Source organism: Cryobacterium sp. TMT1-62 (assembly GCF_004403145.1).
In the GTDB taxonomy this organism is placed as follows: domain Bacteria; phylum Actinomycetota; class Actinomycetes; order Actinomycetales; family Microbacteriaceae; genus Cryobacterium; species Cryobacterium sandaracinum.
The window spans coordinates 1-16,753 of sequence record NZ_SOGZ01000047.1; the positions used below are offsets into that span (position 1 = coordinate 1).

Sequence of the window (16,753 nt, forward strand, 5' to 3'; positions counted from 1 at the left end):
ACGCCGGCCACGGCGGCCACCCCGGCCACCGCCCCCCTTGTGCCGTCCGGCGCCCCGGCCTCGGCCCCGGCAGCACCGCCCGCGCCACTGGCCGGCCAGGTGTCCCGACCCCTGTTCACCCTGGTGGGCGCCGCCAACGGCGACCACGTGCTGACCATCAGCGTGAGTCCCGACAATCTGGGCCCGGTCACCGTGCGGGCTCACGTGCGCGGGGAGCACATTCGGGTCGAGCTGTTCGCGCCCACGGACCTGGCCCGAGAGGCGCTTCGGGCCATCCTGCCCGACCTGCGCCGGGACCTGTCGGGCGGCGGGCTGAACGCGCAGCTCACCCTGTCGGCCGACGCCCGCGCCTCGGACCCCTCGGCCTCCCGACAGGGCGGACCCGACGCCCGCCAGGAGTGGCCGGCCGAAGACGACAGGGCGACCCGAGGCGACCGTGCGGCCGGCCCTGCCGCCGACCGTGCCGCTGACCGTGCCGCCGACCGTGCCGCCGACCTCAGACTGTCTTCCCTGCGCGCCGCCGGCTCACACACCACCATCGACGTTCTCGCCTGACCTGCTGCCACCTCAGACCCCACCGACACAGACCCCACCATCCCAGAAAAGAGACCCTTTGACCATCGACGCAGTGGCAGCAGCCGCCCCGGCCGGGATGTACTCGACCGCCCCCGTGCGCGCCCCGAAACAGACCCTGGATTCCGAGGCGTTCATGTCGTTGCTGGTCACTCAGCTGCGCAACCAGGATCCCAGTTCGCCCATGGACACCAACCAGATGATCTCTCAGACCACGCAGCTGGCCATGATGGAGAAGCTCGCGGCGCTCTCAACGACCGCCGACGAGAACTTCTCCCTGCAGATGCGCGTCGCCGCAGCGGCCCTGGTCGGACAGGACGTCACCTTCACGCGGGCCGACGGCACCGTGGGCACCGGTACCGCCTCGAGCGTCTCCTACGCCGGGGCCGTTCCCCAGGTCACCGTCGACGGGACCCTCGTCGCCCTCGACCTGGTGACCGGCGTCACCTCGGGCGCGAGCGCCGCCGCCGGCACCACTCCCGGCCTCTCCGCCTGACCCACACCTCACATCCGTTCTCGTTCTCGTTTCCCACCGAAAGGCAGCACCCCATGCTTCGCTCCCTGTACTCCGGCATCTCCGGCCTTCGCTCGCACCAGACCATGCTCGACGTCACCGGCAACAACATCGCCAACGTCAACACCACCGCGTTCAAGGCGTCGGCCGTACAGTTCCAGGACACCCTTTCGCAGCTGAAGCAGGGTGCGGGTGGCCCCCAGGAGCAGGTGGGCGGCACGAACCCGGCCCAGGTCGGGCTCGGCGTGCAGGTGGCCGGGATCGCCACGAACTTCTCCCAGGGCTCCGCGCAGTCCACCGGGCGGGCCACCGACATGGCGATCTCCGGCGACGGGTTCTTCGTCACCCAACTGGCCGGCGAGACGCTCTATAGCCGTGCCGGTGCCTTCGACTTTGACGCCGAGGGTCGCCTGGTCTCCCCGGACGGTGCGATCGTGCAAGGCTGGAACGGCGCCAACGGGCAGATCAACGAGGGTGGCCCGGTGGGCAACATCACCCTGCCGCTGCAGGCCATGATCCCGGCGAAGGCAACCGGCGGCGTCACCATGGTCGGAAACCTGCCGGCGGATGCGGCGGCAGGCTCCGCCATCGTGCGCGACGTCAAGGTCTACGACGCGCTGGGTGCCGCCCGTACCCTGTCGGTCACCTTCGCGCGTACGACCACCGGCTGGACCGCGAGCGGCACCGACGCAGTGGGTACCGGCTCCACGGCCTTGACCCTCGACGCAGAAGGTGTGCTCACGGCAACCGGTCCGTTCATCGTGAACGACGTCAAGGTGAATCTGACCGCCCTGACCGGGCAGGCTGGCCTGAGCACGGCCACGATCAGCAGCCAGGACGGTTCCACGGCGGGTTCCCTCCAGTCCTTCACCCTCGGCAAGGACGGAACCCTGGTGGGCCTGTTCAGCAACGGCAGCCAGACAGCCATCGCCCGCATCGCCCTGGCCACCTTCACCAACCCGAGCGGCCTCGAGAAGTCCGGTTCCTCGGCCTACCGCGCCACCTTCAACTCGGGCCAGGCGGCTCTCGGCGCCCCCGGTGACGGCGGCCTCGGCTCGCTCAGCGGCGGCACCCTCGAAATGTCCAACGTCGACCTCTCGCAGGAGTTCACCAACCTGATCGTCGCCCAGCGCGGCTTCCAGGCGAATGCGCGCATCATCACCACCTCCGACGAGGTGCTTCAGGAGCTCACCAACCTGAAGCGGTAGCGCCTACGCCGATAACCGGCGTCGGCGGGTCGTCAGGCCGCACATTTTTGCGCGCCATACTGGAATGACCGACGTTTCAACTGAGGAGCAAAGATGCAAATCCTGGTCAACACCGACAACAACATCGCGGGTACGGACGCAGTCGTGGCGGAGGTGGAGTCCTCGGTCGAAACTGTTCTGGCCCGGTTCAGCTCCCGGTTGACGCGGGTCGAGGTCCACCTCAGCGACGAGAGCGCAGGCAGGGCGACGAGCGAGGACATCCGTTGCCTGCTCGAGGTGCGTCCCGCCGGGGGCAACCCCCTCGCGGCAACCGACCATTCCTCCACGATGACCGGGGCCGTCAGCGGTGCGCTGCACAAGCTGGCCAGCGTGCTCGAGACCACGTTCGGTCGCATGGACGACCACAAGGGCGCATCCGCCATGGGTGACGACCACACGCCCTGAACCGCCTGCCTGACACGGTAAAGTTGGCCGTCCGCCTCGCCCGGGGGCTGAACCGAACCCGAGAGGACGGCCACAGTGAGCCTGATCAGGCTGAACGACGTCAGCATCCGTTTCGAGAACACCCAGATTCTGCGTGAGGCCTTCTTCCGACTGGAACCAGGCGACCGGGTTGGACTGATCGGCCGCAACGGGTCAGGTAAGTCGACGATTCTCAAGCTGGTCCTCGGCCAGGTGAGCGCGGATGCCGGCACCGTCACCCTTGAGGCCGGCACCCGGGTGGGCTACTTCTCCCAGTTCTCCGAACTGAACGGCGAATCCACGATCACCGAGGTGCTCGACGGCCTGTTCGCCCCGATCAAGGCCCTCGAGGCCGAGCTCGCGTCGATCGACGCCCGGATCGCGGCGGATTCTGCGCAGAGCGCCGAACTCGACCGGCTGATCCACCGCCAGGCCGAGCTGTTCGAAGACATGGACCGCCTCGATGGTTGGGACTACCCGCGGCGTATCGACGCCGCGCTGACCACCCTCGGGTTCGACGAGGCCCACCGCGTCTGCGCCATCGATTTGCTTTCCGGCGGTTGGCGCAACCGGGCGGCGCTGGCGAAGATCCTGCTCGAGCGGCCCGACGTGCTGCTCCTGGACGAACCAACCAACTACCTGGACGTCGCCGGCGTCGAGTGGCTCGAGGCCTGGTTCCGCTCATTCCGCGGTGCGGCCATCATCGTCTCGCACGATCGCCGGTTCCTTGACGGGGTCGTCACCCGCATCATTGAGGTCGAGAACTACCACCTGCACGAGTACCCCGGCAACTTCGGCGACTACGTGGTGCAGAAGCAGTTTCGCCTGAAAACCCTCGAGCTGCAGTTCCTGCACGAGTCGGAACTGCTCGCTTTCGAGGCGGAGGGGATCAGCGACCGCCGCGAGGCCGCAAAGGCTGCCAGCCGCACCCTCGACAGCCAACTCGCGCACATCAAGAAGACCCGCAGCCCGCGGCCCATCGACACGATCATCACCGAGATCTACGGCGGGCTGCACGTGAAGGACTCGCTCTGCCGCATCGAGTCGCTCAGCAAGTCCTACGGCGAGAAGGCGCTGTTCACCGACCTCACCTTCGAGATCCGGCGCGGCAACCGCATCGTGGTCCTGGGCTCCAACGGCAGCGGCAAGACCACCCTGCTACGGGTTCTGGCGGGGGAGGAGAAGGCCGATTTCGGCGAGGTGGCCTGGGCCTCCGGCGCCGCCGTGGTCTCCTACAACCAGGTGCTCGACGGCCTTGACGACGATGACACCGTCAGCCACTCCGTGAACGCGATGCCGGGCAGTCTCGCCTTCACAGCGACCCGCAAGTCGGTCAACCGGTTCCTCGCGATGTTTCAATTCTCCGAGGCCGACCTCAAGCAGAAGATCGGCAACCTCTCCGGTGGGCAGCGGGCCCGCGTCGCCATGGCACAGTGCTTGCTGTCGGGGGCCGCTGTGCTCCTGCTCGACGAACCGACGAACCACCTCGACCTGGCCAGCACCCAGGTGATGGAGCGCGCCCTCATGCACTTTCCGGGGGCTGTGGTGGTGGTCAGCCACGACCGGTTCTTCACCGACAAGATCGCCACCCGACACCTGATCTTCGGCAGCGATGCGGCCGCGCCCGGCGAGATCCTGGTGCGCGCGGCGTAACCAATTCGACGGAGTTTTTCGCGACAGAGCGCGGTTTTCTCGTCTTTGAGTGCGTTTTGGGCAGAATCTCCGTCGAATCAGTTCGATGGAGATTCTGGCTCCCCACACTCTTCTGTGTGTGCCGCCCCGGCGGAGCCCGTGTGTGCGGCCAACTCAGGACATCCGGCGGCCGGGTTGACCGTCCGCCGCGGACCTGTGCGGAAGCAGACCGGATTTCCGGCTCGGCCAGACGGATCTCCTGAGTTGGCCACAATCGGCGACGGATGTGGTCGTGCGGCTTTCCAGGTCGGGTCACGGGCTCGATGCGGCCGGCAGCTAACGCGCCCGGCCGGGCGGCCGACAGTGAGGCGTAACGGTTGCTGGAACCGTTCTGAACCCGGGGTGGACATCATGATCGTTGTGACGCGGCTGAACAACAGCCAGTTCGCGATCAACCCGGACCTGATCGAGCGCATCCACGCGAGCCCTGACACGACCCTGGTCATGGTCGACGGCGCCAAGTTCATCGTCACGGAGACCCTCGACGACGTCATCGAGAAGATCGCCCGGTTCCGGGCCCATGTGATCTCGCTGGCCTACCTGACGCCGGATGCCGACTACCGGCCGGGCATCCGTTCGCTCGAAATCGTCGAGGGGCCGCACGCGATCGAGGAAATCATCGAACCGGGCAGCACTGTTCCCGCCCGCCCGCGGAGGCTCTGATGGATCCGGCAACCCTGGTCGGAATCGCCATCGCCTTCGGCTCACTTTTCGCCATGATCACCCTCGAAGGCAGCAGCCTGCACTCGATCCTTCTGCCGGCACCGATGATTCTCGTGTTCGGCGCCACCATCGCGGTCGGCATCGCCGGCGGCACGATCAGGGACGCGATCTCCGCGTTCAAAGCCGTGCCCGCCGCCTTCATCGGCAAGACCACCCCGCCGCAGCAGGTCATCGACCAGGTCGTCGGCTTGGCCGAGAAGGCGCGCAGTTCCGGTCTGCTCGCCCTCGAGCAGGAGGCTGACAACGTCGCCGACCCGTTCCTGCGTGGCGCCCTGCAAAACATCGCCGACGGCACCGACGGCGATGAACTGCGCATCCTGCTGGAAGACGAGCTCGCGACCGCCACCAAGGAGAGCCGCAACGCTGCCAAGTTCTTCACCAGCCTCGGCGGCTACGCGCCCACGGTCGGCATCATCGGAACCGTCGTCTCGCTCACGCACGTGCTTGAGAACCTCGACACCCCGTCCACCCTCGGCCCGATGATCGCGGCCGCGTTCGTCGCGACCCTGTGGGGCCTGCTCACGGCCAACTTCCTCTGGCTGCCGATCGGCAGCCGGCTCAAGCGCCTCAGCGACATCGAAGTCGAACGGATGACCCTGCTCCTGGAGGGTGCGCTGGCCGTGCAGGCAGGCAGCCAGCCTCGGCTCCTCGGCGAGAGACTGCGCGCCATGGTGCCCGCGCCGGCCTCCGCCAGGGCAGGCAAACCAGGCAAACCGGGCAAACCCGGCAAGGGCCCCAAGGCGGACAAGGCGGACACGTCCCTGCCGAAGGCCGCATGAGCGGGCACGGACGCGGGCACGGCCGCAGGCGGGGCCTCGAGGAGGAGCACGTCGAGCACGTCGACGAGCGGTGGATGGCGTCGTACATGGATATGGTCACCGTGCTGATGTGCATGTTCATCGTGCTGTTCGCGATGTCTTCCGTCGACCAGGAGAAGTTTCTGCAGCTGAAGAACTCGCTCGCGACCGGGTTCGGGGCCACCGACGTCGGTAAGGTCGACACGGCCAAGGGCGTGGTCGTGACCAAGGACAAGGTCGCCCAGTCCGAGGTGACCGGGTTCACCGACATCGACCTCGCGGCGGCAGAGGTCACGGACCTCACCGCGGTGAGGGATGCCCTGCAGGCCGCAGTGGATGCCCAGGGCGTGGCCCAGGAGGTGCAGTTCACCATTGACGACCGCGGCCTGGTCATCGGGCTGATCGGCTCCGAGGCGTTTTTCGAACCCAACCTCGCCAACCTGAGCCGCCAGGCCGTGCAGGTCCTCGACGCCGTGGCGCCGATCCTCTCCGCCAACACCCGCGAGGTGAAAGTGGAGGGCCACGCCGACCGGCACGGCGTCACCACCAACTACCCCACCGACTGGGAGCTATCCGCCGGCCGGGCGACCGCCGTACTCCGCCGCCTGGTCGAGTTCGGCGGCGTGGGTCAGGAACGGGTCTCCGCCGTCGGCTACGGCTCGGCCCGGCCGGTCGCGGAGGGAGCCGATCTGGCGGCCCAGGCGCAGAACCGACGGGTCGACGTGGTGCTCCTCTCCAGCCAGCCGGAGGCGGTGCGCACGCTGATCCCCGACATCGTCTCGGGTTTCACCGCCGCCGGCACGGAACCTGCTGAAGACACGGGAACCACGGAAACCGTGGATACCACGGAAAAGACGAAAACCACGAAGACCGCGGGAACCGACGTCGACAAAGACGCGGAAAAAGCACACTGAGCTGCTAACCATCCGTTTGCCCTGACCGATAGTCCTCACCGTGACGGTCCAGGAACAAGCAGTGATTGGTGTGCCCGCTTCGGCGAAGCGCACGGTCGAGGTGTACGACTTTCGTCGCCCGACAACGCTCGCCCGCGAGCACTCCCGGGTGCTCGAACTCGCCTTCGAAACCTTCGCGCGCCAGTGGGGCACCCAGCTCACCGCCAAGGTGCGCGTCATGTCCCAGGTGAAATGCGACCACGTGCTCATGCGCACCTACGACGAATACGCGTCGTCGCTGCCTGCCACGACCGCCATGGTGCTCTGCCCGGTGAGTGGCATCCCCGCGAAAGCCGTCGTGCAGTTCCCGACCTCCGCGGCCCTGTCCTGGGTGAGCCACATGCTGGGCGGAACCGCGGTCACCATGCCGCCGGAACGGGCGTTCACCCAGATCGAGCTGGCCCTGGTGCGCCGGCTCATGGACGACGCCCTCGAGGACCTGCGTTACTCGCTGGGTTCCCTGCTCGTGCACACGATCACCGTCGGCGGCATCCAGTACAACTCCCAGTTCGCCCAGGCCGCGGCCACCGCCGACCTGATGATCGTCGCCAGCTTCACGATGCGCATCGGCGACGCATCCTGCGCCGCCACGGTCGCCCTTCCGGCGGAGGCACTGTTGCCTCAACTCGTCGAGTCGGCTCCGGAGACCGGAAGTGCTGACCCGGCCGAGCTGCTGCGCGGCCAGCTGGCCCAGGTTCCGGTGGATGTCTCCTTGCAGCTGACGCCCGCGCTGGTTCTGCCCAGCATCGTGCTGGGTCTTGCCGTGAATGATGTGCTGCCCCTTCCGCACCCCCAGCACCGCCCGCTCGACGTGGTCGTCGACGGCCACACGCTCGCCCGCGCCGCCGTCGGTTCCAACGGCTCCCGACTGGCCTGCATCGTCATCGACACCGAGGAGTCCACCCCATGACCGTCATCCCCATCGCCGTGCAGAAGGCGGCCGTCGAGGCCCTGCTGGACGTGCTCCCCACCGTGACGCGGCTCCGGGCCGAGTCCTGCTCCGGTGCCGCCCTCGCCGGCCGGCTCGGCACCGCCGCGGTCGCCTCCTTCGTCGGCGTCACCTCCGCGGATCTCGCCGTCGTGCTTGCGGACCCGGCCGCCCTCGACTCCGCGTCCGGCCTCGATTCCTCGCTGATCTCCCGTCAGGACGTGCTGCGCCCGGCGTTGGAGAGCGCGTCCGGCGTCTTCGGGATCGGGGTCCTGGGGGACACCCGGTCCGACGACGCCACGGCCCTGTTCGCGGATCCCGCCACCAGCGTCTTCGAGCTGTCCGGCGACGGCCAGATCACCGGCTGGTTCGCCGTGCGGCTGCGTGACAACGGCGTCTCCAACGGTGCGGCCAGGTCCAACCAGTCCGTGTCCGGCAAGCTCGGCCGGATCAACAGCGTGCAGATGTCGTTGACCGTGGAAATCGGGCGTACCCGCATGTCGGTGCGCGACGTGCTCTCACTCGAACCGGGTGCCGTCATCGAACTCGACCGGTCCGCCGGGGCTCCCGCGGACATCCTGCTCAACGGCCGGCTGATCGCGCACGGCGAGATTGTGGTCGTCGACCAGGACTACGCGGTGCGGATCACCCAGATCCTCGATGTGGCCGAGAGCCTGACCTAGGTGGAAACCACCCTGGTCGCGCTCCGGGTGGCGCTGTCCCTGGCCGCCGTGCTGGGGCTGCTCTGGGTGCTCCAGCGCAAGCTGACGAAGGGCTCCCTCGGTGGCCGCACCCCGAACCTGGTCACCGTGGTGGGCCGGCAGGGCGTCGGCCAGAAGGCATCCGTCGTCGTCGTCGACATCGAGGGCCGCCGGTTCGTGCTCGGCGTGACCGAGCAGTCGGTCAGCGTGCTGCACGACGGTCAGGCGCCGACGGATGCCGCGGCGCCCCTCCCGGCGCCCCTCACCGCTACCCTTCCCGGACGCCGCGCGCACCACGCCGCGGCCGACTTCGCCCGCGAGCTCGACCAGGCAACGCACGCCGCGCACGCCGGCGCCACTCACGACGGCGAGGAACTCACGCCGCCGCTCATCCTCCGGCCGCGCCGGGACCGCGCCATTCCGGGCCGGATCGGCGGGTCGATCCTGTCTCCCGCCACCTGGCAGCAGACCGCTGCCGCCCTCCGGCAGGGCCGGTGACACTCGCGGCCGTGCGCCCGGATCGAAGCCGGGACATCGCCCGGTACCTGATGATGGCGGCCCTCGTGCTCGTGATCGTCGTGGCGTTCGTGCTGCTCGTGGCGCCGGCGGGCCATGCCGCCCCGACCGATCCGGTCACGCCGACCGACCCGGTCACCCCCACGGAACCGGGCGGCGGCGGGCTCAACGTGCAGATCAACGGCCCGAACGGCGAACCGTCCTCGGCGATCGTGACCCTGATCGGGATCACCCTGCTGTCGGTCGCGCCGGCCCTGCTGCTGATGATGACCAGCTTCACGAAGATCTTCGTTGTGCTCGCGATGACCCGCAACGCGCTCGCGCTGCCGTCGATCCCGCCGAACCAGGTGCTGGCCGGCCTGGCCCTGTTCCTGTCGCTGTTCATCATGTCGCCCATCCTCACCGACATCAACGACAGCGCCCTGCAGCCGTACCTGAACGGCACCATGTCCTTCGACGACGCCGTCACACTCGGCTCGAAGCCGCTACGCACGTTCATGCTCGCGCACACCCGGGAGGAGGACCTCGCCCTGATGACCCGGGCCGCCGATCAGCCGAACCCGGAGACCCGCGAGGCCGTGTCGCTGCTCACGCTGATCCCGGCGTTCATGATCTCCGAGCTGCGTGCCGCGTTCATCATCGGGTTCGTCATCTTCGTGCCGTTTCTGGTGATCGACCTCGTCGTGTCCGCGGCGCTGATGTCGATGGGCATGATGATGCTGCCGCCGGTGATGATCTCGCTGCCGTTCAAGATCCTCCTGTTCGTACTCGTCGACGGCTGGGGTCTGATCATCACGACCCTCGTCTCCAGTTACCGGGGTGGCTGATGGATACCAACGCCGTCCTCGACATCGGACTGCAGGGCATCCTGATCGCCGGCAAACTGTCCGCGCCGATCCTGATCACCGCCCTGGTCGTTGGTTTCGCCATTTCCCTGCTGCAGTCGATCACCCAGATCCAGGAGGTGACGCTGTCGTTCGTGCCCAAGGCCATCGCCGTGGCTGTGGCGCTGATCATCTCCGGGCACTGGATGATCTCCGAGATGGTGTCCTTCACGGAGATGCTCTTCGCCAAGATCCCCGGCCTCATCGGTGGCGGCTGATGAACATCACCCTTGACTTCGCCTGGATCGAAGCCACCATGCTCGCGGGCGTGCGGATGGTGGCGTTCCTCATCGTGGCGCCGCCGTTCTCCTACAACGCGTTCCCCCTGCGGATCAAGGGCATGCTCGCCCTCGGCCTGGCCCTGGCGGTTTCGCCTCGGGTCACGCCGGGCTGGGTCTCGCCCGACACCGGCGGTTTCTTCGCCGCCCTGCTCCTCGAGATCGTGGTCGGCGGCCTGCTCGGCTTCCTCGTGCTCGCGGTCTTCTCCGCCATCCAGTCCGCCGGCAACCTGATCGACATGTTCGGCGGCTTCCAGCTCGCTCAGGGCTTCGACCCGCAGGCCATGGTCAACGGTGCCCAGTTCACGCGGCTGTACCAGATGACCGCGCTGGCGCTCCTATTCGCCTCGGGCGGCTATCAGCTGATCCTTGGCGGCATCACGCGTACGTTCGCGGCCCTGCCGATCGGGGGCGGCATCGACCTCGCGGTGCCGATGCAGACCATCACAGTCGCGGTCGGCCAAATGCTGCTCTCCGCCGTGCAGATCGCCGGACCGCTGATCGTCGTCCTGTTCCTCGCCGACGTCGGCCTCGGCCTGCTCACCCGGGTGGCCCCGGCCCTCAACGCGTTCGCGCTCGGGTTCCCGCTCAAGATTTTGATCACGTTCACGCTGGGCGCCGCCGGGTTCGTGGCCCTGCCGCGCATCGTCGCGTCGCTGACCGACGACGCCGTCGCCACCATGCTGGGGGTGAGATAGCTGTCCGACTCCGGTGAGAAGACCGAACAAGCCACCGACAAACGGATGCGCGAGGTGCGGTCCAAGGGCCAGCTCTCCAAGTCCCAGGACCTGACCGCGTGGATCGGCATCGGCGCGGCCGCCGCCATGACCCCCGTCACCACCGGTCTGGCCGCGGACGCCGGAACCGACCAGATGATCCGTATTCGCAGCCTGGTCGCCAACCCGCAGCCGGACCTCGCCGTGCAGATGCTGGTGGACTCGCTGGCCTCGATGGGAACCATCCTCACCCCGATGCTCGCGACGGTCTTCGTGGTCGTCCTCGTGGGCGCTGTGGCGCAGGGCGGCGTGCACTTCAAGAAGGTCGCCGGAAAATACGAGCAGTTCAACCTGGTGACCGGCCTCGGTCGCACCTTCGGCGGCCAGGCCGTCTGGCAGGGCGTCACGGCGCTGCTCAAGACAATCGCCGTGGGTCTCGTGCTGGTGCTCGTGGTGCAGGGGCTCGCTCCCATCCTGATGACGGCCGGGGGACTGCCCGTCTCCGTGCTGATCGGAGCGGCCAGTGACGGCGCGACCGCTCTTGTGCAGTCGGCTGTCATCGCCGGCCTGGTACTCGCCGCCGCGGATGTGTTCGTCGTGATGAAGCGCAACCGCAAGCGCACCCGCATGACGAAGAAGGAAGTCACTGATGAGAACAAGAGTTCCGAGGGTGACCCGATGGTGAAGTCGCAGCGCCGGGCCCGGCAGCTCGCCATGAGTCGCAACCGCATGATCGCCGCCGTCGCCACGTCCGACGTCGTGCTGGTCAACCCCACCCACTTCGCCGTCGCCCTCCGCTACGAGCCGGGCAAGTCCGCCCCCCGGGTCGTGGCTACGGGAGCGGGAGTGATCGCGGCGCGCATCCGGGAACAGGCGGAGACCGACCGGGTCCCCATCGTGCGGGACATCCCGCTCACCCGTGCCCTGCACAGCGCCTGCCAGCTGGGTGACGAGATCCCGGTGGAGCTCTACAACGCCGTCGCGCAGGTGCTCGCCTTCGTGCTCGCGCTGAAGTCTCGCGGCTCTGGAGCCGGCGAACGCACCGGCCGCGGTTCCCGCGTGCACACCCTCAACGATCGTGTCCTGACGGCCGGAGGCCACCGATGAACAGCAATCTCGCCAAACTCGCGGTTCCGGTCGGGGTTGTCGGTATCATCCTGCTGCTCGTCGTGCCGGTGCCCGCCGTGCTGCTCGACGTGCTGATCATCGTCAACATCCTCCTGGCGCTGGTCACACTGCTGACCACGATGTTTGTCAAAAAGCCCCTCGATTTCTCCGTTTTCCCGTCGCTGTTGCTCGTCGCCACCCTGTTCCGGCTGGGCCTGAACGTGGCCTCGACCCGGCTCGTGCTCAGCGACGGCTACGCCGGGCAGGTGATTGCCGCGTTCGGCGACGTCGCCGTGGGCGGGTCGCTCATCATCGGCGCTGTGATCTTCCTGATCCTCGTCGTGATCCAATTCGTGGTGGTCACCAAGGGTGCCGAACGCGTCGCCGAAGTCGGTGCGCGGTTCACCCTCGACGCCATGCCCGGCAAACAGATGGCCATCGACGCCGACCTGAATGCCGGCCTGATCACCGACGTGCAGGCCAGGGAACGCCGGGCCGAGGTCTCCGCCGAGGCGGACTTTTACGGTGCCATGGACGGCGCGTCGAAATTCGTCAAGGGTGACGCGATCGCCGGCATCGTCATCATCATCATCAACCTGGTCGGCGGCATCGCGATCGGCATGATTTCGATCGGACTGTCCGTCACCGAGGCCATGAGCACCTACTCCCTGCTCACCATCGGCGACGGCCTCGTGACGCAGATCCCGGCCCTGCTGATGGCGGTCTCGACCGGCATGATCGTGACCCGCTCCAACGCGGAGTCCGACATCGGCGAGGCAGCCTCCGGCCAGCTCACCCAGTCCCGCAACGCACTGATGATCGCGGGCTGCGCGGCACTCCTGATGGCCCTGATCCCGGGCATGCCGATCATCCCGTTCGTGGTGATCGGGCTGGGTCTGATCCTCTTCGCCCGCCGGATCAAGGCAGGGGAGAGCCGCGACCAGGCGGGCCGGGATGCCGGTGTCGCCGCCGAGGCGATGGCGCCCCGCTCCGACACACCAGAAGACCTGATCGAAACCATGCGGGTGCACGCCCTGGAGATCCTGCTGGCCCCTGACCTCGTCGACCTTGTCTCCGGAGCCCAGGACGACCTCCTGGCTCGCGTGCGTGCCCTGCGCCGCAAGGTTGCCATCGACCTCGGCGTGGTGGTGCCGCCCGTGCGCACCCGCGACAGCATGGACCTGCCCTCCTCCACCTATTCGATCCGGATCGCCGGCGTGGAGGCCGGCCGCGGGGTCGCCCCGGCCGGCAAGGTGCTCGCCCTCGGCGACGCCCTCGACTCGTTGCCGGGCCAGGCCACGGTGGAGCCCGTGTTCGGCCTCACCGGCAAGTGGGTGCCCAGCGAGATGCGGCACAGCGCGGAGATGACCGGGGCCACGGTCATCGACCGGGTGTCGGTGCTCATCACCCACCTGTCCTCGATCATCACCGGCAACGCGGCGAGGCTCCTCACCCGCGAGGACGTGCGGGTGCTCACCGAGGGGGTGCGGCTGGTCAATCCGTCCGCCGTGGAGGATCTGATCCCCGGACTGCTCTCCCTCGCCGAGGTGCAGCGCGTGCTGCAGGGTCTGCTCGCGGAGCAGATCCCGATCAACGACCTGCCCCGCATCTACGAGTCCCTCTCCCTGCGCGCCAAGGTGTCGAATGACCCGGAGGGCCTGATCGAGACGGCCCGTCAGGCGCTGGGCCCGGCTCTCACAGCGCAGTATCTCGACGACGGGCTGCTCCGGGTGATCATGATCGAGCCTGCCTTGGAGCAGTCCATGCTCGAGGGGATGCGTCCCTCCGACCAGGGCACCCAGATCATGTTGGAGCCGAACCGGGTCGACGCCATTCTCGGGTCGCTGAAGGAGGCGCTGGGCAACGTGGAAGCGGCCGGACTCTCCGCGGTGCTGGTCTGCGCGCCGGCGCTGCGCCCGGCCATCCGTCGACTAGTGTCGGCGCAGTCCGGCGGTATCTCCGTGCTGTCCTATCAGGAGGTCACCTCGGCGAACGTGGCCATCGAAACGGTGGGAGTGGTACGTGGAACCGAGTCGATTTCAGCTTGAGGGTTCATCCCTCCAGGAGCTGAAGGCACGCATCCTCGCCGAGCACGGTGCGGATGCGCGCATCGTGGCCGCCGAACGGGTCACCGTCGGCGGCATCAAGGGCTTCTTCGCCCGCCGGCACATCGAGGTCACGGTCGAGGTGCCGGAGCGGCGGCGGCGCGCGGCCCACTCCCGACTCGACGTGCAGGCCCGGCTCGGCATCGCCGCGCTTCTCGACGATGCCGACGCGGCGGAAGCGGGTTTTCCCCGGGCCGCGGCACCCGTCTCCTCCCCGCCCCTGTCGACCGCGACGGACGGCTTCGCCCGCCTGATGGACGAACTCACCTTCGCCACCCAGGAACCCATCCCGCCGGTGCTGCCCACGCCCGCGCCGCCCGCCCCCGCCCCGGCGGCCGCCCAGGGGGGCGGCAGGCGCAGGGACGCCCGGCTGAGAGAGAGTGAGCAGGCGGCCGCCGAAGCGGCGGTGCCGCGGCCGCTCCCGGGTGTCGGAAACCTCGTTCTCGTCGTCGGGTGGCAGGATGCCGCGGTGCGGATTGCGCGGGAGCTGGCCGTGGCGCATGGTTCGGCTGAGGTCCTCGTGGCCGGCGCGATCGACGACGGAGCGCCTGCCGCGACCGGGCTCGCGCGCATCCTCGACCGGCGCACGGCGCTGGAGGCACGGGCCAGGGGAGTCAAGCTCGGACAGACCGGAATTCTGGCCTTCGGTCTGGGTGCCGACCCGGCCACGGCGGACATCTACGCCGCATTGGTGGCCGCGCTCGGTGCCGAGCAGGTCTGGCTGGTCGTCGATGCCGGCCGCAAGCCCGCAGACACCGCCCGGTGGGCGGCTGAGGTTGCCCAGAGCGTGCACGTCGACGCGATCGCGGTGACGGGCTATGGCGACACCGTCTCGCCTGAGACCGTCGATGAGCTGCAGATCCCCATCGGTTGGGTCGACGGCGCCCCCGCCGAGGCCAGCACCGTGGCCGGAATGCGGCGACGGCTCGCGGGCCGGCCCGACCGGTCAAGCTAGGCTGGACGAGTGCTGGTTCTAACACGCAAACAGGGGGAGAAGATCCTCATCGGTGACGACATCGTCATCACCGTTCTCGACGTGCGCGGTGACAGCATCCGGATCGGCGTCGACGCTCCCCGGGGCGTGCGCATCCAGCGGGACGAGGTGCTCCGCGCCGTGACCGAGGCGAACATCGCGGCGAGTCTCGCGGGTCAGGGTGACGACGACGCCGAGGCCCGCCTCAAGGCCACCCTCGCCCTCCTTCCCACCGCGCCGCCCGCCGAATAGCACGCCGCGCCGCGCCCCGCCCCGCCGCGCCCCGCCGCCGCCCGCCGGTGGTCGAGCCTGTCAAGACCCGGGACGAGAGCCACGCCTACAGCCCCACCCGCTTGCTCGGCAGTGCGATCAGTGTCTGTTCCGGGTCGTTCTCCACCGGTGGCCGCAGCCAGTGTTGCGTTCCGGTGCGGGTGATCTTTCAGTGCTGGTTGTGTAGCAGTAGGTGGTGCGGGTGGCAGAGCAGTACTCCGTCGGCGAGGTTGGTGTCTCCGGTGTCGGTGAGCCAGTCGTTGATGTGGTGGGCTTCGCTCGAGGCTGGTGATCTGTCGCAGTCGATCCACCGGCATCCGCCGTCGCGCACTCCCATCGCGGCGCGTTGTTTCTCGGTGAAGAGTCGTTCGTCACGGCCGACGTTGATGATTTGGCCGTTGTCGTCGAATTTGATGCCGCGGGTGCCGGTGTCGCAGAGCAACCGGTCGATGGTTTCCTGGGAGATGGGGACCGGGTTGCCTTCGATCTGCCCGTGAGCGGCGGGTTCGGCGGCACCCGGCTCGGCGGGTTCGGCTGTGAGGGCTTTCTCGGTCACGATCACGCGCCGCCTGGCGGCGTCCGCCGAAGACCGGGCCGGGGTCGGCTTCGCCGGCGATTGTGAGCAGTTGCACGAGGGAGTCCGCGTTGATCTGCTCGGTGCTGCGCGGGTCGTCCTGCATTTTTTGGGCCCAGGCGGCGCGTTCCGGGTCGACGAAGCGCACTCCGCCGCGGCGGGGGCTGGTGATGGAGTCGAAGGTGGAGAGCACGAACTCGCCGTCTTCGGGGGCGAAGAGCCCGTTCAGGCGCACGTTGCCGTTGCTCAGCCGGTAGACCTTCAGGTAGCGGTCGTCGTGGGCCTGCTTCTCCCGGGCGGCGATGCCGGCCTGATCGAGCCGGTCGCGCATCCGGCGGGCCCGTTTGAAGACCTCGTCGGCATTCAGTGACGGTGCCTCGGTGAGGAGCGCCGCGAGGGCCACCCGGAGCTTCTCCGCGGTAACTGCCGCGTCGATCTGGCCGAGCCGGCCCGGATAGCCTCGGCCGCGTCAACCGAGAGCGTGCCGGCGGTGACGCCCCGGGCAACCGGCGCCTGCCAGGGCACCCTCGCGGCGAACGCCGCGACGTCGACAGCGTCGGCGTCGGCGTCGGGCGTCGGGCGTCGGGCGTCGAGAGCGTCGAGAGTGCCTCTTCGACCAGCTTGTCGGCCGCCTCGGTGTCGGCCATCATCGTGCCGACCGCGACGAGCTTGTAGGCGTCGCCCTTGGATGAGCCGGTCCAGTTCTGGATCAGGGCCTCGGGCGAGAGGAACCCCTGCTGCGCGGCCAGCCCCGAGTGGCCAAGTTCCGGGCGGGACCG

At 68.5% G+C, this 16,753-nt stretch carries 19 protein-coding genes and 1 pseudogene; 18 read left to right on the forward strand and 2 right to left on the reverse strand.

What is annotated here, in order from left to right; all coding sequences use genetic code 11:
• From E3T34_RS13785 to csrA, 18 genes are all read left to right on the forward strand, one after another.
• Positions 1-555 (forward strand): flagellar hook-length control protein FliK (locus E3T34_RS13785; RefSeq protein WP_166785908.1); only part of this gene is annotated, 555 nt, incomplete at its 5' end.
• A gap of 58 nt (positions 556-613) precedes the next feature.
• The gene (locus E3T34_RS13790; RefSeq protein WP_369827908.1) at positions 614-1,069 is read left to right on the forward strand and encodes a flagellar hook capping FlgD N-terminal domain-containing protein; all 456 of its coding nucleotides are present in this window, start codon (positions 614-616) and stop codon (positions 1,067-1,069) included.
• A gap of 53 nt (positions 1,070-1,122) precedes the next feature.
• The gene (locus E3T34_RS13795) at positions 1,123-2,295 is read left to right on the forward strand and encodes a flagellar hook protein FlgE (protein ID WP_104099148.1); all 1,173 of its coding nucleotides are present in this window, start codon (positions 1,123-1,125) and stop codon (positions 2,293-2,295) included.
• Between the two features lie 93 nt (positions 2,296-2,388).
• Complete coding sequence (locus E3T34_RS13800; RefSeq protein WP_134343324.1) at positions 2,389-2,739, forward strand: HPF/RaiA family ribosome-associated protein; 351 nt, start codon at positions 2,389-2,391, stop codon at positions 2,737-2,739.
• 75 nt (positions 2,740-2,814) lie between these two features.
• Positions 2,815-4,410 carry an ABC-F family ATP-binding cassette domain-containing protein gene (locus E3T34_RS13805; RefSeq protein WP_134343325.1) on the forward strand — a complete coding sequence of 532 codons (1,596 nt, stop codon included), beginning with the start codon at positions 2,815-2,817 and terminating at the stop codon, positions 4,408-4,410.
• A 390-nt stretch (positions 4,411-4,800) separates the two neighbouring features.
• Complete coding sequence (locus tag E3T34_RS13810; RefSeq protein WP_104171347.1) at positions 4,801-5,112, forward strand: flagellar FlbD family protein; 312 nt, start codon at positions 4,801-4,803, stop codon at positions 5,110-5,112.
• Positions 5,112-5,951, forward strand: coding sequence for a motility protein A (locus tag E3T34_RS13815; protein WP_134343326.1), 840 nt, complete (start codon positions 5,112-5,114; stop codon positions 5,949-5,951). The genes E3T34_RS13810 and E3T34_RS13815 overlap by 1 nt, the downstream gene beginning before the upstream one ends.
• Positions 5,948-6,883, forward strand: a complete 936-nt coding sequence (locus E3T34_RS13820; protein ID WP_134343327.1) for a flagellar motor protein MotB — start codon at positions 5,948-5,950, stop codon at positions 6,881-6,883. Before E3T34_RS13815 ends, E3T34_RS13820 begins: the two co-directional genes overlap by 4 nt.
• 61 nt (positions 6,884-6,944) lie before the next feature.
• A complete protein-coding gene (locus E3T34_RS13825) occupies positions 6,945-7,832 on the forward strand; it encodes a flagellar motor switch protein FliM (protein WP_104099303.1) in 888 nt (295 codons plus the stop codon).
• Positions 7,829-8,533 (forward strand): flagellar motor switch protein FliN, encoded by a 705-nt coding sequence (gene fliN, locus E3T34_RS13830; RefSeq protein WP_134343328.1) that lies wholly within the window; start codon positions 7,829-7,831, stop codon positions 8,531-8,533. The genes E3T34_RS13825 and fliN overlap by 4 nt, the downstream gene beginning before the upstream one ends.
• Positions 8,534-9,049 carry a flagellar biosynthetic protein FliO gene (locus tag E3T34_RS13835; RefSeq protein WP_134343329.1) on the forward strand — a complete coding sequence of 172 codons (516 nt, stop codon included), beginning with the start codon at positions 8,534-8,536 and terminating at the stop codon, positions 9,047-9,049.
• Positions 9,050-9,099: 50 nt separating this feature from the next.
• A complete protein-coding gene (gene fliP / locus E3T34_RS13840; RefSeq protein ID WP_174843145.1) occupies positions 9,100-9,894 on the forward strand; it encodes a flagellar type III secretion system pore protein FliP in 795 nt (264 codons plus the stop codon).
• Positions 9,894-10,169 (forward strand): flagellar biosynthesis protein FliQ, encoded by a 276-nt coding sequence (gene fliQ / locus E3T34_RS13845; RefSeq protein WP_104099307.1) that lies wholly within the window; start codon positions 9,894-9,896, stop codon positions 10,167-10,169. Before fliP ends, fliQ begins: the two co-directional genes overlap by 1 nt.
• On the forward strand, positions 10,169-10,927 hold the full coding sequence (locus tag E3T34_RS13850) for a flagellar biosynthetic protein FliR (protein WP_134343331.1): 759 nt from the start codon (positions 10,169-10,171) through the stop codon (positions 10,925-10,927). Before fliQ ends, E3T34_RS13850 begins: the two co-directional genes overlap by 1 nt.
• Positions 10,928-12,052 carry a flagellar biosynthesis protein FlhB gene (locus tag E3T34_RS13855; protein ID WP_134343332.1) on the forward strand — a complete coding sequence of 375 codons (1,125 nt, stop codon included), beginning with the start codon at positions 10,928-10,930 and terminating at the stop codon, positions 12,050-12,052.
• The gene (locus E3T34_RS13860) at positions 12,049-14,100 is read left to right on the forward strand and encodes a flagellar biosynthesis protein FlhA (protein ID WP_134343333.1); all 2,052 of its coding nucleotides are present in this window, start codon (positions 12,049-12,051) and stop codon (positions 14,098-14,100) included. The genes E3T34_RS13855 and E3T34_RS13860 overlap by 4 nt, the downstream gene beginning before the upstream one ends.
• Positions 14,075-15,112, forward strand: coding sequence for a hypothetical protein (locus E3T34_RS13865; protein ID WP_134343334.1), 1,038 nt, complete (start codon positions 14,075-14,077; stop codon positions 15,110-15,112). Before E3T34_RS13860 ends, E3T34_RS13865 begins: the two co-directional genes overlap by 26 nt.
• Positions 15,113-15,121: 9 nt before the next feature.
• Complete coding sequence (gene csrA / locus E3T34_RS13870; RefSeq protein ID WP_104099312.1) at positions 15,122-15,382, forward strand: carbon storage regulator CsrA; 261 nt, start codon at positions 15,122-15,124, stop codon at positions 15,380-15,382.
• Between the two features lie 187 nt (positions 15,383-15,569).
• Here csrA and E3T34_RS16595 read toward each other — a convergent pair whose 3' ends face one another.
• Positions 15,570-15,956, reverse strand: coding sequence for a hypothetical protein (locus E3T34_RS16595; RefSeq protein ID WP_241977416.1), 387 nt, complete (start codon positions 15,954-15,956; stop codon positions 15,570-15,572).
• Between the two features lie 115 nt (positions 15,957-16,071).
• Positions 16,072-16,377, reverse strand: a pseudogene (locus tag E3T34_RS17000) (DUF222 domain-containing protein); the annotation flags it as partial.
• Positions 16,378-16,753 lie beyond the last annotated feature (376 nt).